Annotated in this window: 12 protein-coding genes; 3 read left to right on the forward strand and 9 right to left on the reverse strand. The window is 76.2% G+C overall.

The annotated features are described in order from the left end of the window. Positions 1 to 46: 46 nt before the first annotated feature. Positions 47 to 1,012, reverse strand: a complete 966-nt coding sequence (locus ACQPZO_RS22825) for an SWIM zinc finger family protein (RefSeq protein ID WP_433343824.1) — start codon at positions 1,010 to 1,012, stop codon at positions 47 to 49. Next, positions 1,009 to 4,101, reverse strand: a complete 3,093-nt coding sequence (locus ACQPZO_RS22830) for an SNF2-related protein (protein WP_433351169.1) — start codon at positions 4,099 to 4,101, stop codon at positions 1,009 to 1,011. Before ACQPZO_RS22830 ends, ACQPZO_RS22825 begins: the two co-directional genes overlap by 4 nt. Positions 4,102 to 4,543: 442 nt before the next feature. Here ACQPZO_RS22830 and ACQPZO_RS22835 point away from each other — a divergent pair, with 442 nt between their 5' ends. Then, positions 4,544 to 5,416 (forward strand): carbohydrate kinase family protein, encoded by an 873-nt coding sequence (locus tag ACQPZO_RS22835; RefSeq protein WP_433343826.1) that lies wholly within the window; start codon positions 4,544 to 4,546, stop codon positions 5,414 to 5,416. Between the two features lie 71 nt (positions 5,417 to 5,487). On the opposite strand, the gene ACQPZO_RS22840 is transcribed toward ACQPZO_RS22835, so the two are convergent. Beyond that, a complete protein-coding gene (locus ACQPZO_RS22840; protein ID WP_433343827.1) occupies positions 5,488 to 6,009 on the reverse strand; it encodes a DinB family protein in 522 nt (173 codons plus the stop codon). 189 nt (positions 6,010 to 6,198) lie between these two features. Between ACQPZO_RS22840 and ACQPZO_RS22845 the strand changes: the two genes are divergently transcribed. Then, positions 6,199 to 6,405: a hypothetical protein gene (locus ACQPZO_RS22845; protein ID WP_433343829.1), complete on the forward strand. Its 207-nt coding sequence runs from the start codon at positions 6,199 to 6,201 to the stop codon at positions 6,403 to 6,405. Here the strand turns inward: ACQPZO_RS22845 and ACQPZO_RS22850 are convergent. Continuing rightward, positions 6,378 to 7,583 (reverse strand): polysaccharide pyruvyl transferase family protein, encoded by a 1,206-nt coding sequence (locus ACQPZO_RS22850; RefSeq protein ID WP_433343831.1) that lies wholly within the window; start codon positions 7,581 to 7,583, stop codon positions 6,378 to 6,380. The two genes, ACQPZO_RS22845 and ACQPZO_RS22850, sit on opposite strands and share 28 nt — an antisense overlap. Positions 7,584 to 7,823: 240 nt before the next feature. Between ACQPZO_RS22850 and ACQPZO_RS22855 the strand changes: the two genes are divergently transcribed. After that, positions 7,824 to 8,819, forward strand: a complete 996-nt coding sequence (locus ACQPZO_RS22855) for a phosphotransferase (protein WP_433343833.1) — start codon at positions 7,824 to 7,826, stop codon at positions 8,817 to 8,819. On the opposite strand, the gene ACQPZO_RS22860 is transcribed toward ACQPZO_RS22855, so the two are convergent. From ACQPZO_RS22860 to ACQPZO_RS22880, 5 genes are all read right to left on the reverse strand, one after another. Beyond that, complete coding sequence (locus ACQPZO_RS22860; protein WP_433343835.1) at positions 8,764 to 9,315, reverse strand: PadR family transcriptional regulator; 552 nt, start codon at positions 9,313 to 9,315, stop codon at positions 8,764 to 8,766. The genes ACQPZO_RS22855 and ACQPZO_RS22860 overlap by 56 nt on opposite strands. Before the next feature lie 88 nt (positions 9,316 to 9,403). Continuing rightward, the gene (locus ACQPZO_RS22865; protein WP_433343837.1) at positions 9,404 to 10,414 is read right to left on the reverse strand and encodes a hypothetical protein; all 1,011 of its coding nucleotides are present in this window, start codon (positions 10,412 to 10,414) and stop codon (positions 9,404 to 9,406) included. After that, on the reverse strand, positions 10,411 to 10,992 hold the full coding sequence (locus ACQPZO_RS22870; RefSeq protein ID WP_433343839.1) for a PadR family transcriptional regulator: 582 nt from the start codon (positions 10,990 to 10,992) through the stop codon (positions 10,411 to 10,413). Before ACQPZO_RS22870 ends, ACQPZO_RS22865 begins: the two co-directional genes overlap by 4 nt. A gap of 83 nt (positions 10,993 to 11,075) precedes the next feature. Further along, complete coding sequence (locus ACQPZO_RS22875) at positions 11,076 to 11,873, reverse strand: alpha/beta fold hydrolase (RefSeq protein ID WP_433343841.1); 798 nt, start codon at positions 11,871 to 11,873, stop codon at positions 11,076 to 11,078. 96 nt (positions 11,874 to 11,969) lie between these two features. Next, on the reverse strand, positions 11,970 to 13,778 hold the full coding sequence (locus tag ACQPZO_RS22880) for a sigma-70 family RNA polymerase sigma factor (protein ID WP_433343843.1): 1,809 nt from the start codon (positions 13,776 to 13,778) through the stop codon (positions 11,970 to 11,972). Positions 13,779 to 13,892 lie beyond the last annotated feature (114 nt).

The raw sequence follows: 13,892 nt of genomic DNA on the forward strand, positions 1-13,892 counted from the left end.
CCAGGACCCTCCCCGCCGGATGGTCTCCGCCGTGGGCCGGGACCCGTCATCGTGGCGTCGGACGGGACCCCGACGCCGGTGCCCGGCCCGCCTCCGGGCGGGCCTGGCCGAACTCCCGGTACGCCCGGCGCAGCCGTTCCAGCAGGCCGGGCCCGCCGAGCGCGGGCGCGGGCGCGCCGAGCTGCCGCAGCAGCAGGTCCGGGCCGGTCGACAGGGTCGGTGGCCGGTCCGGCAGCGGCACCGGAGGCACCCAGAACCGGTCGACGGCCTCGTCCAGCGGCGCCGGGGGCAGCGCGGCGAGCGCCCGAGCCGCGCCGACGGCCGGCGCGACCCGGGGAGCATCGTCCCTCGTGGACGGCGGCCCCGGCCCGCCGCCGGCAACCGCCGGGGCGGCGGCGCGCAGGGCGCGCAGCCGGTCCAGCAGCTCCGCCCGACGCCGCCCCCGCCAGTGCAGCAGCTCGAACGGGTCCGCGTCGAACGCCTCCGCGAGCAGGTAGAACGCCGCCGCGAGGTGCTTGCACGGGACGGCGAAGTCGGGGCAGTCGCACCGCTGGGCCAGCTCGTCGACCCCGGCGGGGAACAGCGGCGCCCCGACACCGGCGCACAGCTCCTCCAGCTCGGCGGGGAGGTCGCCGGCGAGCAGCCGGGCGCTGAAGAACGCCTGCGCCGCCAGCTCCGCCTCGATCCGGTCCCACAGCGCCGCCGGGAACGGCTCCAACGCGATCCGCACCCGGTACGGCCCGGGCCGGGAGCCCTGCACCCGCGCGGTCACCACGCCGGGGGCGACGTCGAGGCTGAGCACCTGGCCCGCCCGCGCGTACGACCGGCCCCGGGTGAGCCGGGTGCCCAGCGCGAACGACTCCAGCACCTCCAGGAACCGGCGGGACCACCAGGACAGGCCGATCGCGCCCCGGGTGCTGCGGGCGCGCAGCCCGCCGTCCACCCGACGCGGCCGGCCGTAGTCGGCGAACCGGCCGGTCGACGCCGACCCGTCCGGCGGCGACCCGGTCACTCGGCCACCGCCCCGGCCTCCAGCGCGAACAGCTCGCGCAGCCGCTCGGTGGACAGCTCGGTCACCCACTGCTCCCCGGAGCCCACCACGGACGCGGCGAGGCTCCGCTTCTCGGCGATCATCGCGGCCACCTTCTCCTCCACCGTGCCGGCGCAGACGAACTTGCGGACCTGCACCCTCCGGCGCTGACCGATCCGGAACGCCCGGTCGGTGGCCTGGTCCTCGACGGCGGGGTTCCACCACCGGTCGACGTGGACCACGTGGTTGGCTGCGGTGAGGGTCAGCCCGGTGCCGCCGGCCTTGAGGCTGAGCACGAACAGCGGCGGCCCGTCGGCGGACTGGAACCGGGTCACCATCGCGTCCCGGTCGGCCTTGCCCACCCCGCCGTGCAGGAAGAGCACCTCCCGGCCGAACCGGGCGGAGAGGTGCCCGCGCAGCATCCCGCCGAACTCGGCGTACTGGGTGAACAGCAGGGCCCGCTCCCCCGCCGCGAGCACCTCGTCGAGGATCTCCTCCAGCCGGGCCAGCTTGCCGGAGCGGCCGGCCAACGCGGACCCGTCGCGCAGGAGTTGGGCGGGGTGGTTGCAGACCTGCTTGAGCCGGGTCATCGCCGACAGCACCAGGCCGCGCCGCTCGATGCCGTCGCTGGACTCGATGCGGGCCAGCATGTCATCGACCACCGCCCGGTAGAGCGACGCCTGTTCGGCGGTGAGGTTGCACAGCACCTCCATCTCCAGCTTCTCGGGCAGATCGGAGATGATCGACGAGTCGGTCTTGAGTCGGCGCAGCACGAACGGGCCGGTCATCCGGCGCAGCCGCTCGGCGGCCTCGGTGTCGCCGTGCCGCTCGATCGGCTCGGCGTACGCCTTCTTGAAGCTGGCGGCCGGGCCGAGCAGGCCGGGGTTGGCGAACTGCATGATGGACCACAGGTCGGCGAGCCGGTTCTCCACCGGCGTGCCGGTGACCGCCACCCGGTGCCGGGCGGGCAGCGACCGGACCGCCTCCGCCTGCCGGGTGGCGGCGTTCTTGATGGCCTGCGCCTCGTCCACCACCAACCGGTGCCAGTCGATCCCGGCCAGCTCGACCGCGTCCCGGGTGGCCACCGAGTAGGTGGTGAGGACCAGGTCCGCCGCGTGCACGACGGCGGCGAACCCCTCCCGGCGCGCCCGGTCGGCACCGTGGTGCACGTGTACGCGCAGCGTCGGGGCGAACCGGGCGGCCTCCCGTTGCCAGTTGCCGACCAGCGACATCGGGCAGACCAGCAGGGTCGGCCCGGCGGTCGGCGGGTCCCCGGCGATCAGGGCGAGCAGCTGCACCGTCTTGCCCAGCCCCATGTCGTCGGCGAGCACCCCGCCGAGGCCGAGCGACTGGAGGAACGCCAGCCAGGCCAGCCCTCGCCGCTGGTACGGCCGGAGCGTCCCGGTGAACGTCGGCGGCGGGTCCAGCGGGGTGAGCCGCCGCTCGGCCTGCCCGGAGAGCAGCTCGCCGAGCGCCCCGTCGGCGGTCACCTCCAGCACCGGGAGCGCGTCGTCGGAGTCCGCGTCGGCGAGGCCGAGCCGGAGCAGGTCGGCCACGGTCAGCTCACCGGCCGAACGGAGCATCCGCAGCCCGGCGGCGAGCCGCCCCGGGTCCAGCTCCACCCAGCGCCCCCGCAGCCGGACCAGCGGCGTCTTCAGCTCCGCCAACGCGGCCAGCTCCTCGGCGGTGAGCGGCTCGTCGCCGAGGGCCACCTCCCACCGGTAGTCGACCAGCGCGTCCAGGCCGAACCCGCCGTCGGCTGCCGCCACGGTGCCCGGCGCGGTGCGGCTGCGGGCCTGCAGCCGGGCCCCCAGCCGGGACGAGGGCCGCCGCCACCAGGACGGCACCAGCACCCCGAAGCCGGCGGCGTGCAGCACCGGAGCGCCGTCGCGCAGGAACCGGTGCGCACCCTCGACGTCCAGCTCCAGGGCCTCCGGGGTGGCCGTACGCAGCGCGGTGTCCAGCTCCGGCCAGAGCCGGCTGGCCCGGCCCAGCTCGGCGAGCAGGGTCTCCTGGGGGGAGTCCAGCCGGCCGGCGAGGGCGGGCACGGTGTGCGGGGACCGCCAGACCTGCCCGGCGTCGACGATCAGGCTCGGCTCGTCGGCGGCCTGGAGCCCGAACTCGACCCGCCAGCGGGCGGCGTCGGGGAGCGTCCCGGCCTGGTCGGCCACCGCCTCCCGCAGGTCCCGGGCCCCGGCCGGCACCTCGCCGAGCGGGTCGGTCAAGGCATCGCCCATCGGGTCGGCGGCCGGCTCCACCAGGCGGAAGCTGGCCCGGACCGCGCCGCCGGCCGCGTCCCGCTGCCAGTCGTCCAGCTCGGCGCGCAGCGCCGCGAGGGCCCCCGGCTCGGCGGTGAACTCCCCGGCCGGCCCGGTCAACGCGGCCAGCCAGGCCGGCACCGCGCCGGTCGGCCGGCCGCCCCGGGTCGGCATGGTGCGGGTGAGGACGGCCCGGGCTGCGGCGTCGGTCAGCGTGTCGAGGGCGTCGGCGACCAGGTCTCCCGGGGGCAGGTCGCCGGCGGCCCGGGCGGCCGGCGGGAGGGCCAGGGCGAGCGACCGGGCCCAGGCCGCGTCGGCGCCGGTGAGCAACGGCCGCCACACCGCCCGCGCCGCGACCGCACCGGTCCGCGCGGGCCGGCGCCGGGCCCGCGTCGGCCCGCCGGCCGGGCGGAACGCCGGCTCCGCCCGCGCCACCGGGGCCCCGGGGTCGTCGTCCTCGGGCCGCGACAGGGCGACCCCGGGCAGGACGCGGCCCCGGCGGACCAGGTCGGCGGCGAACTCGGCCAGCTCGGCCAGGTGCCGAAAGCTGGCGCCGGGCGCCCCGGCGTGGTCACCGGCAGCGCGCAGCAGCGCGAGCGCGTCCGCCGGGGCGTACCGGAGGGCGGGAACGCGCCAGCCGGCGAGGGTGACCGACCCGCGGACCGGCTCGGCGACGGCGGTCCGGACCAGCTCCGGCGAGTCGACCGGCGAGCCTGCCCGGGTGGGCAGGCTCAGCAGCACCGACCCGGCCTCGGCGGTCCCCGGCCCGGTCGTCCCCGGCCCGGTCGTCCCCAGCCCGGTCGTCCCCGGCACGCCGGGTGGCCAGCCGGTGGCCGCCGACCCGGTGCTCTCGGGGCCCGCGGTCGCCGGGCCGGCGGGTGGCGGGCCGGCGGGTGGCGGGCCATCGGTCCGCGGATCGGCGGGGTCGAGGGCTGCGGCCAGGGCGGTGGGGTCGGCGGCGAACGGGTGGGGCCGCTCGCGGGGGGCCCGACCGGGACGGCGGGGCGCCCGCGCCGGCAGGGCGGTGTCCTCGGCCCAGACGGCGAGCCCCGAGCCGGGCAGCCACGCCCCGTGGATGACCAGCACCCTTCCCCCTCCGACCGACGACCACCGAGAATAGCCGGGCGCTGCCGGACCGGCCCGGGACAACGCCCGGCGCCGTCCGGGTTTCCTTCGTTGCGTTCCCGGGGGCGGGCGCGCCGGCACAGCCCGAGCCGACGCCGCTGGAGCGAGCCCCGCCGCTACCGTGGGGCCCATGTTCGATCTTCTCGTGCTCGGCGGGCTGGGGGTGGACCTGCGGGTACGCGTGCCACAGCTTCCGCTGCCGGCCGCCGACTCGCTCACCGTCCCCCCGATCGACCTGCGGGTCGGCAACACCGGCGCCGGGGTGGCGCTGGCCGCCCGCGCCCTCGGCCTGCGGGTGGCAGTCGTCGACGTGCTCGGCGACGACCCGGCGGGCGAGGTGGTCCGGGCCGCACTGGACCGGGCCGGGGTGCACACCGTGCTGACCGTGGACCCGGGCGGGACCCGCCGGTCGGTGAACATGGTGGATCCGGCCGGCCGGCGGATGTCGCTCTACGACCCCCGCCCCTGGCAGGGGCCGCCGCCGTTCGCGCCGGAGCGGCTGGTCGCGCTGGCCCGGGACGCGGCGCACGTACACCTGTCGATCATGGATTGGGCGCCGCCCGTGCTGCCCGCGCTGCGGGCCGGGCTACCGGCCGGGGTCGGCCTCTCCACCGACCTGCACGACTGGGACGGCGACAACCCCTACCACCGCCCGTTCGCCGAGGTGGCCGACCTGGTTTTCGTCAGCGGCGTCCGGCTCGGCGAGCGGGCCGGGGCGGTCGCCGCCGCGCTGGCGCCCCGGACCACCGTGGTCACCCGGGGCGCGGACGGTGCGGAACTCTTCGTCGCCGGCGGGCCGCCCGCCCGGGTGCCCGCCGCCGCGCCGCCGGGGCCGGTGGTGGACACCAACGGCGCCGGGGACGCGTTCGCGGCCGGCCTGGTCGCCGCCCGGCTGCGCGGCGCGGGGCTGCCCGAGGCGGCGGCGTACGCGGCCCGGGTCGCCTCGGCGGCCTGCGCGCACGACGGCATGGAGTACCCGCCGGGGCTGCTGCCGCCCGGGTGAGCGGCCCGGCCGAGGTGAGCGCGCCCGGCCGAGGTGAGCGCGCCACCTGGCCGTCCGGGTGGCGCCGGTGGTCAGACCGCCCCGGTGGAGCCGTCGGTCAGCTCGCGCAGAATGTCGGCGTGGCCGGCGTGCCGGGCCGTCTCCTCCACCATGTGCGTCAGGATCCAGCGCAGGGAGACCTCGCCGAGCTGCAGGTGCGGCACCACATGGTCGAGGTCGAAGCGCGCGGCGACCGCGCGGGACCGGGCGCAGGCCCGCTCGTAGCCGGCCAGGAGGGACCGCACCGTGTCGGCGTCGTCGAGGACGAAGCTCGCCGTCGCCTCCTCCTCGGTGGTCGGGTAGACGTCGCCGGGCTCCGGGGCGAGCAGGTAGGGGAACCAGTTCCGCTCGACCAGCGTCAGGTGTTTCACCAGGCCGGCGAGGGTGGTGAGGGAGGGCACCAGCCGGCGCCGGGCGTCGGCGTCGCTGAGGCCGCGCAGTTTGCGCGTCACGGTGGCGCGGTGGAAGTCGAGGAAGGATTCGAGCACGGCGCGCTCGTCGCCGGTGCGGGCCAGCACCGGCCCGAGGGTGGGGTCGATCGCGATCTCCGCCATCTACGGACCCTAACCGTCACCCCTGGCTCACGCTGCCCCGCTCGCCCGCGCCTCGCAGCGGGAGATCTTGGTAGGAAACGGCCCTTCGGGGGGCCGTTTTCTACCAAGATCTCGCCCGCCCCGGCAAGCGCGGCGCGCGCTGCCGGGGATCTCCTGCGGGGCGGCGGTCGCCCCGGCAGGATTGGGCGCATGGCAGCAACGGAAGAGATCCCGCTGGCGGGCGGCACCGCCGACGGGCAGGCGGTCACGGTCGAGCTGGACAGCAACGGCCGTCCGCCGTTGACCCACCACCACCTCGGCGGGCACGGGCTGGCCGAGGCTGAGATCTACGAGCTGGAATCGGTGGCCGAGGGCGGCCAGGGGTGGCTCTACCGGTGGCGGGGGTCGGCCGTCTGACCGCCCGGCGCCCCGGTCGGGCGAAGCCGGCCGTCCACCCGGCCCGGCAGCCGCGACGAGCGCAGGCTCTCCAGCACCGCGCCGGTCACCTGCGACGTGCCCCGGGCCTGGTCGCAGACCTCGGCCACCCGGCGGGCCGTCTGCGCGGCGCGGGCCTCCCGCTCGTCCCACAACCGGTCCACCTCGGCCAGCAGCGGCCCTTCCACCTCCCGCTCCACGCCGCGCAGCGCCGGCACGCCGAGGCGCTGGGCCAGGTCGAAGACCTTCCCCGCGTACGGCAGAGGCAGGAACGGGGTGCCGACCATCGCGGCGAAGATCAGGAAGTGCAGCCGCATGCCGACGGCGAGGTCGAAGTGCCGCATCAGCCCGAGCACCTGCCGGGGCGAGTAGTCGCCGTGCAGGATGCGCCCCCGCTCGGCGGCGGTCATGTGCGACATCACGCCGTGCGAGTGCCGGATGTCGTCGCGTTCCATGGGCACGAAGAGCACGTACGCGTCGATCCGGTGGATCAGGAAGTCGGCGATCTGGGCGATCAGCCGGTGGTAGCCGTCGACGTCGAGCCGTTCGGCGGCCCGGCCCGGCTCGCGGACGCTGAGCCCGACCAGTCGCCGGCCGGCCGGCACCCCCTCCTCGCGGAGGAACCGCTCGGGGAACTCCTCCGGCGTGAGCAGGAACGCCGGGTCGGCGGTCACCGTGATCGGGTTGATCAGCCCAGCCTCCTCCAGCACCATCCGGGACTCCTGGTCCCGCACGGTCACCTCGGTGGCACCGGCCAGGGTCTCCCGGACCATCCCGGTGTCCACCCCGTCGCTGAGCGGCCCCACCCCCACCGCGTACGTGAGCAGGGGCAGGCCCCGCTCCTGGGCCACCCGGACCACCCGCAGGTAGCGGCGGGCCTCCCGGTCGTAGAGGATGCCGCCGCCGCCGAGGATCAGCAGGTCCAGCTCGGCCAGCACCTGCGCCGAGTCGACCCGGCTCACCCCCTCCCAGGGCACCGCCTCCACGTCGGGATGCGCCCGGGCGGTGTGGTCCGGGTTCCGGGAGAAGACGATGATCCGCGCGCGCGGCTCGTGCGAGCGCAGGTCGGCCAGGAGGCCGGTCAGGATGGCCTCGTCGCCGAGGTTGCGGCCACCGTACGAGCCCAGCACACCGATCGTCAGTGCGGTGCGGTCCCCCATCGCCTCGCTCCTCCCGGTGTGCGTCCGGGCAGGGTCCCGGTGTGCGCCCGGGCGTCCGGCCTCCCGGTGTGCGCCCGGGCGTGGGTTCCCGCTGGGTACGGGGGCACACCTGCGACGTTCAGCCAGCCGACCTCGACGTCGTCGACCAGGGCCAGCCGCAGCAGCACGCGCCAGCCCCGTGTCCCCCGGACGCGGGGTAATCGGTTGCCCGGCCCGCCGGCCGCGCGCCAGTATGGGCCGGTGAGCGAGGCGGCGCGTACCCGGATCAAGTGGGCCGACCTGCCCGGCCACGTGCGCGCCGCCGTGGAGGAGATCATCGGCGACCGGGTGGTGGCGGCGGCGACGCAGCCGGGCGGCTGGTCCCCCGGCAGCGCCGACCGGGTACGCACGGCCGGGGGCCGGCGGGCGTTCGTCAAGGCGGTCAGCCCCGCGCAGAACGACCGCAGCCCCGCCCTGCACCGCGCCGAATCGCGCAACGCCGCCGCGCTGCCCGCGCACACGCCCGCGCCCCGGCTGTGGGGCTGCCACGACGACGGCGAGTGGGTGGCGCTGGTCTTCGACGACGTGGAGGGCCGCCACCCGGCCACCCCGTGGCGGGCCGACGAACTCGCCGCCGTGCTGGACGCCCTGGAGGCCATGGCCGCCGCGCTCACCCCCGCGCCCGTCGCGCACGCGCCACGCGCCGCCGACACGCTGGGGAACGACTTCGCCGGCTGGCACCGGATCGCCGCCGAACCGCCGGAGCACCTCGACCCGTGGGCGCGGGCCCGGCTCGACGAGTTGCGGGCCCGCGCCGACCACGGCGTCGCCGCGCTGGCCGGCGACACCCTCTGCCACGGCGACCTGCGGGCCGACAACCTGCTCGTCGGCCCGGACGGCCGGGTGAGCGTGGTCGACTGGCCCTGGGCGTGCCGGGGCCCGGCCTGGCTGGACACCGTGTTGCTGCTGGTCAACGTTCGGCTGCACGGCGGCCACGACACCGAGGCGCTGCTGCGCGCCCGGCCGCTCACCGCCGCCGCCGAGCCGGACGCGGTCACCGGCGTGCTGGCCGGCCTGGCCGGCTTCTTCGCCGACAGGGCCCGGCACCCGTCGCCGGTCGGCATCCCGGGGCTGCGGGAGTTTCAGCGGGCCCAGGCCGACGCGGTGCTGGCCTGGCTGGCCGAGCGCCTCGACCGGCCGGCTACTCGGTCGGCCAGTCGATGTCGCGCGACCGGATCCGCGCCGCCAGGATCCTGATCCAGCCCGCCTCGGCGGCGACGACGTTGCGCCAGTAGGCGATTTCGAGCTTGTACGCCTCGGGCACCCCGGCGGGCTCCTGCCGCAGGGCCGTCAGCCGCTGGCCCAGGCGGGCGGCACGGTCGTCCAGGATCGCCGCCGCGTCGTCGGCCGGGAGGAGCATCAGGTAGGCCACGGCCATGACGAAGTCCGGGGAGGCGACCTGGGCGTCGCTGAGCCCCTCCACGACCCTGCGGCTGAAGTCCGCCAGACCCGCCTCGGTCACCTCGTAGGCTGTGCGCGGCGGCCGGTTTCCCACCCGCTCGGGGGCGCGGGCGGCGACCAGGCCGGCCCGCTCCAGCGCCTTCAACAGGGACGTGATGGTCCTGCCGGTCACCGACAGGTGCCCGTATCGGTCGCGGAGCCGTGTCGCGACCTCGTAGGCGTGCGACGGCTGCTCGACGAGAAGCCCGAGCAGCGGCAGCACCAGGCTGTCCCGGGAGGTGTCCAGGGGCACCGCGACAACCTAGTTTGCGCACCCGTCGATCGCAACGTCGACCGTGCGGCAGAGCGATCTCGAACGCGCCACCGGTGAGCCGCAGCCGTCAACGTCTTCCATCGGCGGGTGACCGACCGGCGCCGTGGACGACGTCGCGGTAGCTGGCGAGAGCGGGCTTGGGCCGGTAGGTGTCGGTGACGATCCCCAACGTTCCGGTGGGCTGGTCGGAACCGCTGTCCGCGTCACGCAGGCTGAACATCTCGTACTGGGTAATGTTCAGGGCTTCCCGGCGGGCGAGGATCACGCCGAGCATGTCGGACAGTGAGTCGCACTGCCCCTGTTCGGTGCGCGGCGCCCCGCTGGGGCTGCCGTTCTCGACCACGTGGATCGGAACGCCGGGCGGGATGCTGGCACGCGGTAGCGAGTGGTTTCGCAGGTGGTCGAGGGCGTGTCCGGTGAGGGATGCGACGTCGCCCGGCCTGCCGCGCGGGGCGACGGGCGAAAAGGCGTCGGGGTACAGGCCCAGGCCGACGTAGTCGACGTGATCCGCGAAGTCCCGCCGCGGCAGGGCGGACAGGTATGCCCAGAACGCGTCGTCGCCGCCCAGCCACTCCGCCGGCTCGGCGACGGAGAAACCGACCCGTACGTCCTGCCGGCACCGTCGGTCGAGCGCGGCGCGCGCGTGCGGTACGCCGAGGGTCAGGGCCTGGAGAACGCCGGGGGCGCTTCCGTCGATGAGCGGGATCGGGAAGTTGGGTTCGAGCGTCACCTGAAGGCACCGCGCAAGGTGGCCGTAGCGGTCGATGACAGTGTCGAGGAAGGCCAGCCATCCGGGGATGTCGGCGGTCTGGGGGAGGTAGCTCACCACGAGGTCGAGCTCGCGGCCTCCCTCGACGTACCACTCGTCGGGCATCGTGAGGTGGGCGAGGTCGTGGTCGGCGCCGAGCGAGGCGACGACGTCCGGCGGTGTGTCGTCGCCGAAGAAGTGCACGTACTCGCGGACGACGAACGGCTGGCCGCCCGCGAGGTCGTCGACGAGGGCGCGGATCGCGGTGGGATCGGGCGGGTACGAGCAGACGGCGCCCGCCCGTCCGCCCGGGTAGATGCCGAACTTCATGCGTCGGTCCTCCCCAGTCCGCCGGGCTCCGCGCTCGGCCAGTCGATGTCGTGTGATCGGATCCGCGCCGCCATGTTCTTGATCCAGCCCGCCTCGGCGGCGACCACGGTGCGCCAGTAGGCGACTTCGAGCATGTGCGCCTCGACCACCCCGTCGGGCTGTTCCCGCAGGGCCGTCAGCTCCTGGTCGAGCCGGGCGGCGCGGGCGTCCAGGATCGAAGTCGCGTGGCCGGCCGGGAGGATCCCCAGGTAGGCGACGGCCATGATGAAGTCCACTGAGGCGACCTGGGCGTCCCGAAGTCCCTCCTCGACCTTGCGGCGGAAGTCGGTCACGCCCGCCTCCGTCAGCCCATAGGCCGTGCGCGGCGGCCGGTTGCCCACCCGCTCGGGGGCGCGGGCGGCGACCAGGCCGGCCCGCTCCAGCGCCTTCAACAGGGACGTGACGGTGCTTCGGGTCACCGGCAGGTGCCCGTACCGGTCGCGTAGGCGCGTCGTGAGGTCGTAGGCGTGCGACGGCTGCTCGACGAGAAGCCCGAGCAGCGGCAGCACCAGGCTGTTCCGGGAGGCGTCCAGGGGCACCGGGACAACCTAGTAGACGTATACGTCTAAGAGCAACCGGGCCAGGGACCTCGCCGCCGTACTCGACGACCGACGCGGCCCGGTCAGGCCGGCTCGCGGACCTGGGTGGTGAGGAACGGGATCACCGCGGCGGGCAGCGCCGGCGAGGCGACGATGTCGTAGTGGGTGAGGCCGGGCAGCACGGCCAGGCGCGACGCGGGGCGGTCGGTGCCGTCCCAGCCGGCGTCACGGTGGCCGCCCCCGAGCAGCCCGAAGAACTCCGCCACGTGGCCGACCGGGATCGAGTCGGCGTCGGCGAAGACCAGCAGGGTGGGCAGGGCCAGGGCGGCCACCTCGGCCGACCAGTCGTACTCGCGGCGGAGCAGATCGCCGGTCTTGGCCCAGAGCGCCGGCCAGTCCTGCGGGCGCGGGGCCACCCGGGCGTACAGCTCGTGCGGCGGGGTGCCCCGCATCCGCTCGCCCGTCCGCTCGTCCTGGGTGCCCATCGCGGCCAGCACCTCCGGGTACCAGCCCTGCCGTCGGCAGGGGGCGGAGACCACCACCAACCGTCGCACCAGGTCCGGGTGCTGGATCGCGACCCGCAGGGCCACGCCGCCACCCAGCGAGTAGCCCAGCACGTCGGTCTCGCCGAGGCCGAGGTGGCGGATCAGCGCGGCGACGTCGTCGGCCATCGACTCGTACCGCAGCGGGCGGTCGATGTCGGCGGTGCGGCCGTGACCCTGAAGGTCGACCGCGACCACCCGGCGGCGCCCGGCGAGGGCGGGCAGGATCGGGGCGAACATCTCCACCGCGCCGTACCCGCCGTGCAGCAGCACCAGCGGCCGGCCGGAGCCGTGCACCTCGTACCACAGCCGCAGGCCGTTGACCTCCGCGTAGCTCACCAGGGCACCTCCGGCTCGTCCGGCCACTCGCCCCGATCCAACACCAGCCGTACGAAATCCAGGCGTGGATCGCCCCCGGCCCACCCCACGTCCCTCCTATCCCGGCCGGACGCACGGGTCGGTGATCGTGTAGGTCGGGCTCTGCGCCGTGCGGCCGTCCACCGCGGTCGCCCGTACCGACCAGGTCAGCGCCGACGCGCGCAGCCCTCCGACGGTCACCCGCCCGGCGGATCCGTCCACCGTCGTGGCCCGGGTCGACGTGCGGCCGCCGGCAGGTGTCCAGCGAACCTCGGCACCGCCGAGCGTGGCACTGCCGGTGGCCTGCACCGCGAGGCTGTACGTCTCCGCACCGCACCGCACCCGCGCGGTGGCGGAGACCGTGAACGGCGCGGCGACCTTCGGTGCGGCGGTCGGCCGGGGCACGGTCGGTGGTCTGCTCGGTGCCACGGTCGGTGCCGGTGCGGTGCCACCCGGCACGAGATCGGGCGCGGCGGGCGCATCGGTCCGGGCGGCCCCGTCGCCGTCCGCCGGCCCGGCAACGGGGCCGGACGTCGCACCGCCGCCGCCGGCCGGAGCCGGCGTTTCGGCTTCCGTGGCTGTGCCGGACGGCAGCGGCGCGGCGGGGGGTGCCACCGGCTCCCCGGCCGGCTGACCGAGCACTTCGGACACCGGTTGGCCGGAGCCGTCCTGCGCGGCGGTCTTGCGACCGGGGGCCAGTGCCCAGGTGCCGAACACGGCGATGAGGATCAGCAGAGCCACGGTCGCGGCCAGCCGCCGACGGTTCCGGTCGCGGTCCGCCCGCGAGGTCGCCCGCACGGCGTGCGTCGTTCCGCGCGGCACCGCCGCCGCACCGTCCGGGGACGCCGTCGCACCGCCGCCCGTTGGAGTGGGCCCGTCGGCCGGTCCGTCCGCCGGCCCGGCATCGCCGGATCCGGAGGGTTCGTCGGCTGCCGGCGCCAAGTCGGCCGCCGCGCCGTCCGGGCCCGCGCTAGCCGGATCGGCCGGGACCGCACTCGCCGGATCGACTGTCGCGTCGGACGCCGGATCCGCCGGGACCGCACCTGCCGCGTCGGCCGCCGGATCCGCGCTCGCCGCGTCGGACGCCGGGTCGGCGAGGGCGTCGGTCGCGCAGACCTCGGCCAGTCTCGGCCACACCGTGTCGGCGACGACCAGGAAGGCCGGTGCCGTGTACGCCGACAGCAGCGCGGCCGGGCTGAGCTGTTCCCGCCGGAGCAGCCCGCACACCGCGCAGTCCTCGATGTGCCGCGAGACCCGCTTGCGCAGGGTCGGGGTGAGCCGGCCCTGCCAGCCGTCGATCAGGTCGGCGAGGGTGGGGCAGTCCCGGGCCCCGGTGCGGGCCACCAGCAGCGCCCCCAGCGCCCGTTCGAGCTGGGTGCGGGCGCGCGACAGGCGGGCGTGCGCGTGGTTGGCGGGCACCCCGAGGGCCGCGCCGATGTCGGCGGACGACAGGTCGTGGCGGATCGCCAGGTGGACCACCTCACGGTCGCCCGGGTTCAGCGCGGCGGTCGCGGCGTGCACCAGGTCGCGTACCTGCTCGGCGTTGACGCCCGTGGCCGGGTCGGCGGTGTCGGCCACCGGCTCGCCGGCCTCCTCCAGCGGCAGGGAGCGGGACCGCTCCCGGAGCTGCCGGAGGCACTCGTTGCGCACGATCGCGTACAGCCAGGAGCGCAGCCGGTCGGGCTCGCGCAGCTGGCCGATGCGCTGGCTGGCGGTGAGGAACGCGTCGTGGACGGCGTCCGCGGCGGCCTCCGGCTCGCGCAGCATGGTCCGGGCGTACGTGTACAGCCGGTCGGCGTACCGCCGGTACATGCCCTCCAGCCCGGCCCGCTCGCCGCGACGTACCGCCTCGACCAGCGCGGTGTCGTCCTGTGCCGCCGTGTCCATCGTGTCCCCCGCTGCTCGTCAACCGTGCCAGTAAAGCCGGGAATTTTTTTCTTCGGAACTTTCTGTTGGCATCCCGACCCGACCGCGCTCCTACCGGTGTCGAACACCTCCTAG

It is taken from the genome of Micromonospora sp. CA-111912 (assembly GCF_050948415.1).
Taxonomy (GTDB): Bacteria; Actinomycetota; Actinomycetes; order Mycobacteriales; family Micromonosporaceae; genus Micromonospora.

Excerpts from the sequence above, each read along its gene's own strand:
- ACQPZO_RS22835 (WP_433343826.1), top strand. The coding sequence starts at position 4,544 with ATGTTCGATCTTCTCGTGCTCGGCGGGCTGGGGGTGGACCTGCGGGTA.
- ACQPZO_RS22840 (WP_433343827.1), bottom strand. The coding sequence starts at position 6,009 with ATGGCGGAGATCGCGATCGACCCCACCCTCGGGCCGGTGCTGGCCCGC.
- ACQPZO_RS22845 (WP_433343829.1), top strand. The coding sequence starts at position 6,199 with ATGGCAGCAACGGAAGAGATCCCGCTGGCGGGCGGCACCGCCGACGGG.
- ACQPZO_RS22850 (WP_433343831.1), bottom strand. The coding sequence starts at position 7,583 with ATGGGGGACCGCACCGCACTGACGATCGGTGTGCTGGGCTCGTACGGT.
- ACQPZO_RS22865 (WP_433343837.1), bottom strand. The coding sequence starts at position 10,414 with ATGAAGTTCGGCATCTACCCGGGCGGACGGGCGGGCGCCGTCTGCTCG.
- ACQPZO_RS22880 (WP_433343843.1), bottom strand. The coding sequence starts at position 13,778 with ATGGACACGGCGGCACAGGACGACACCGCGCTGGTCGAGGCGGTACGT.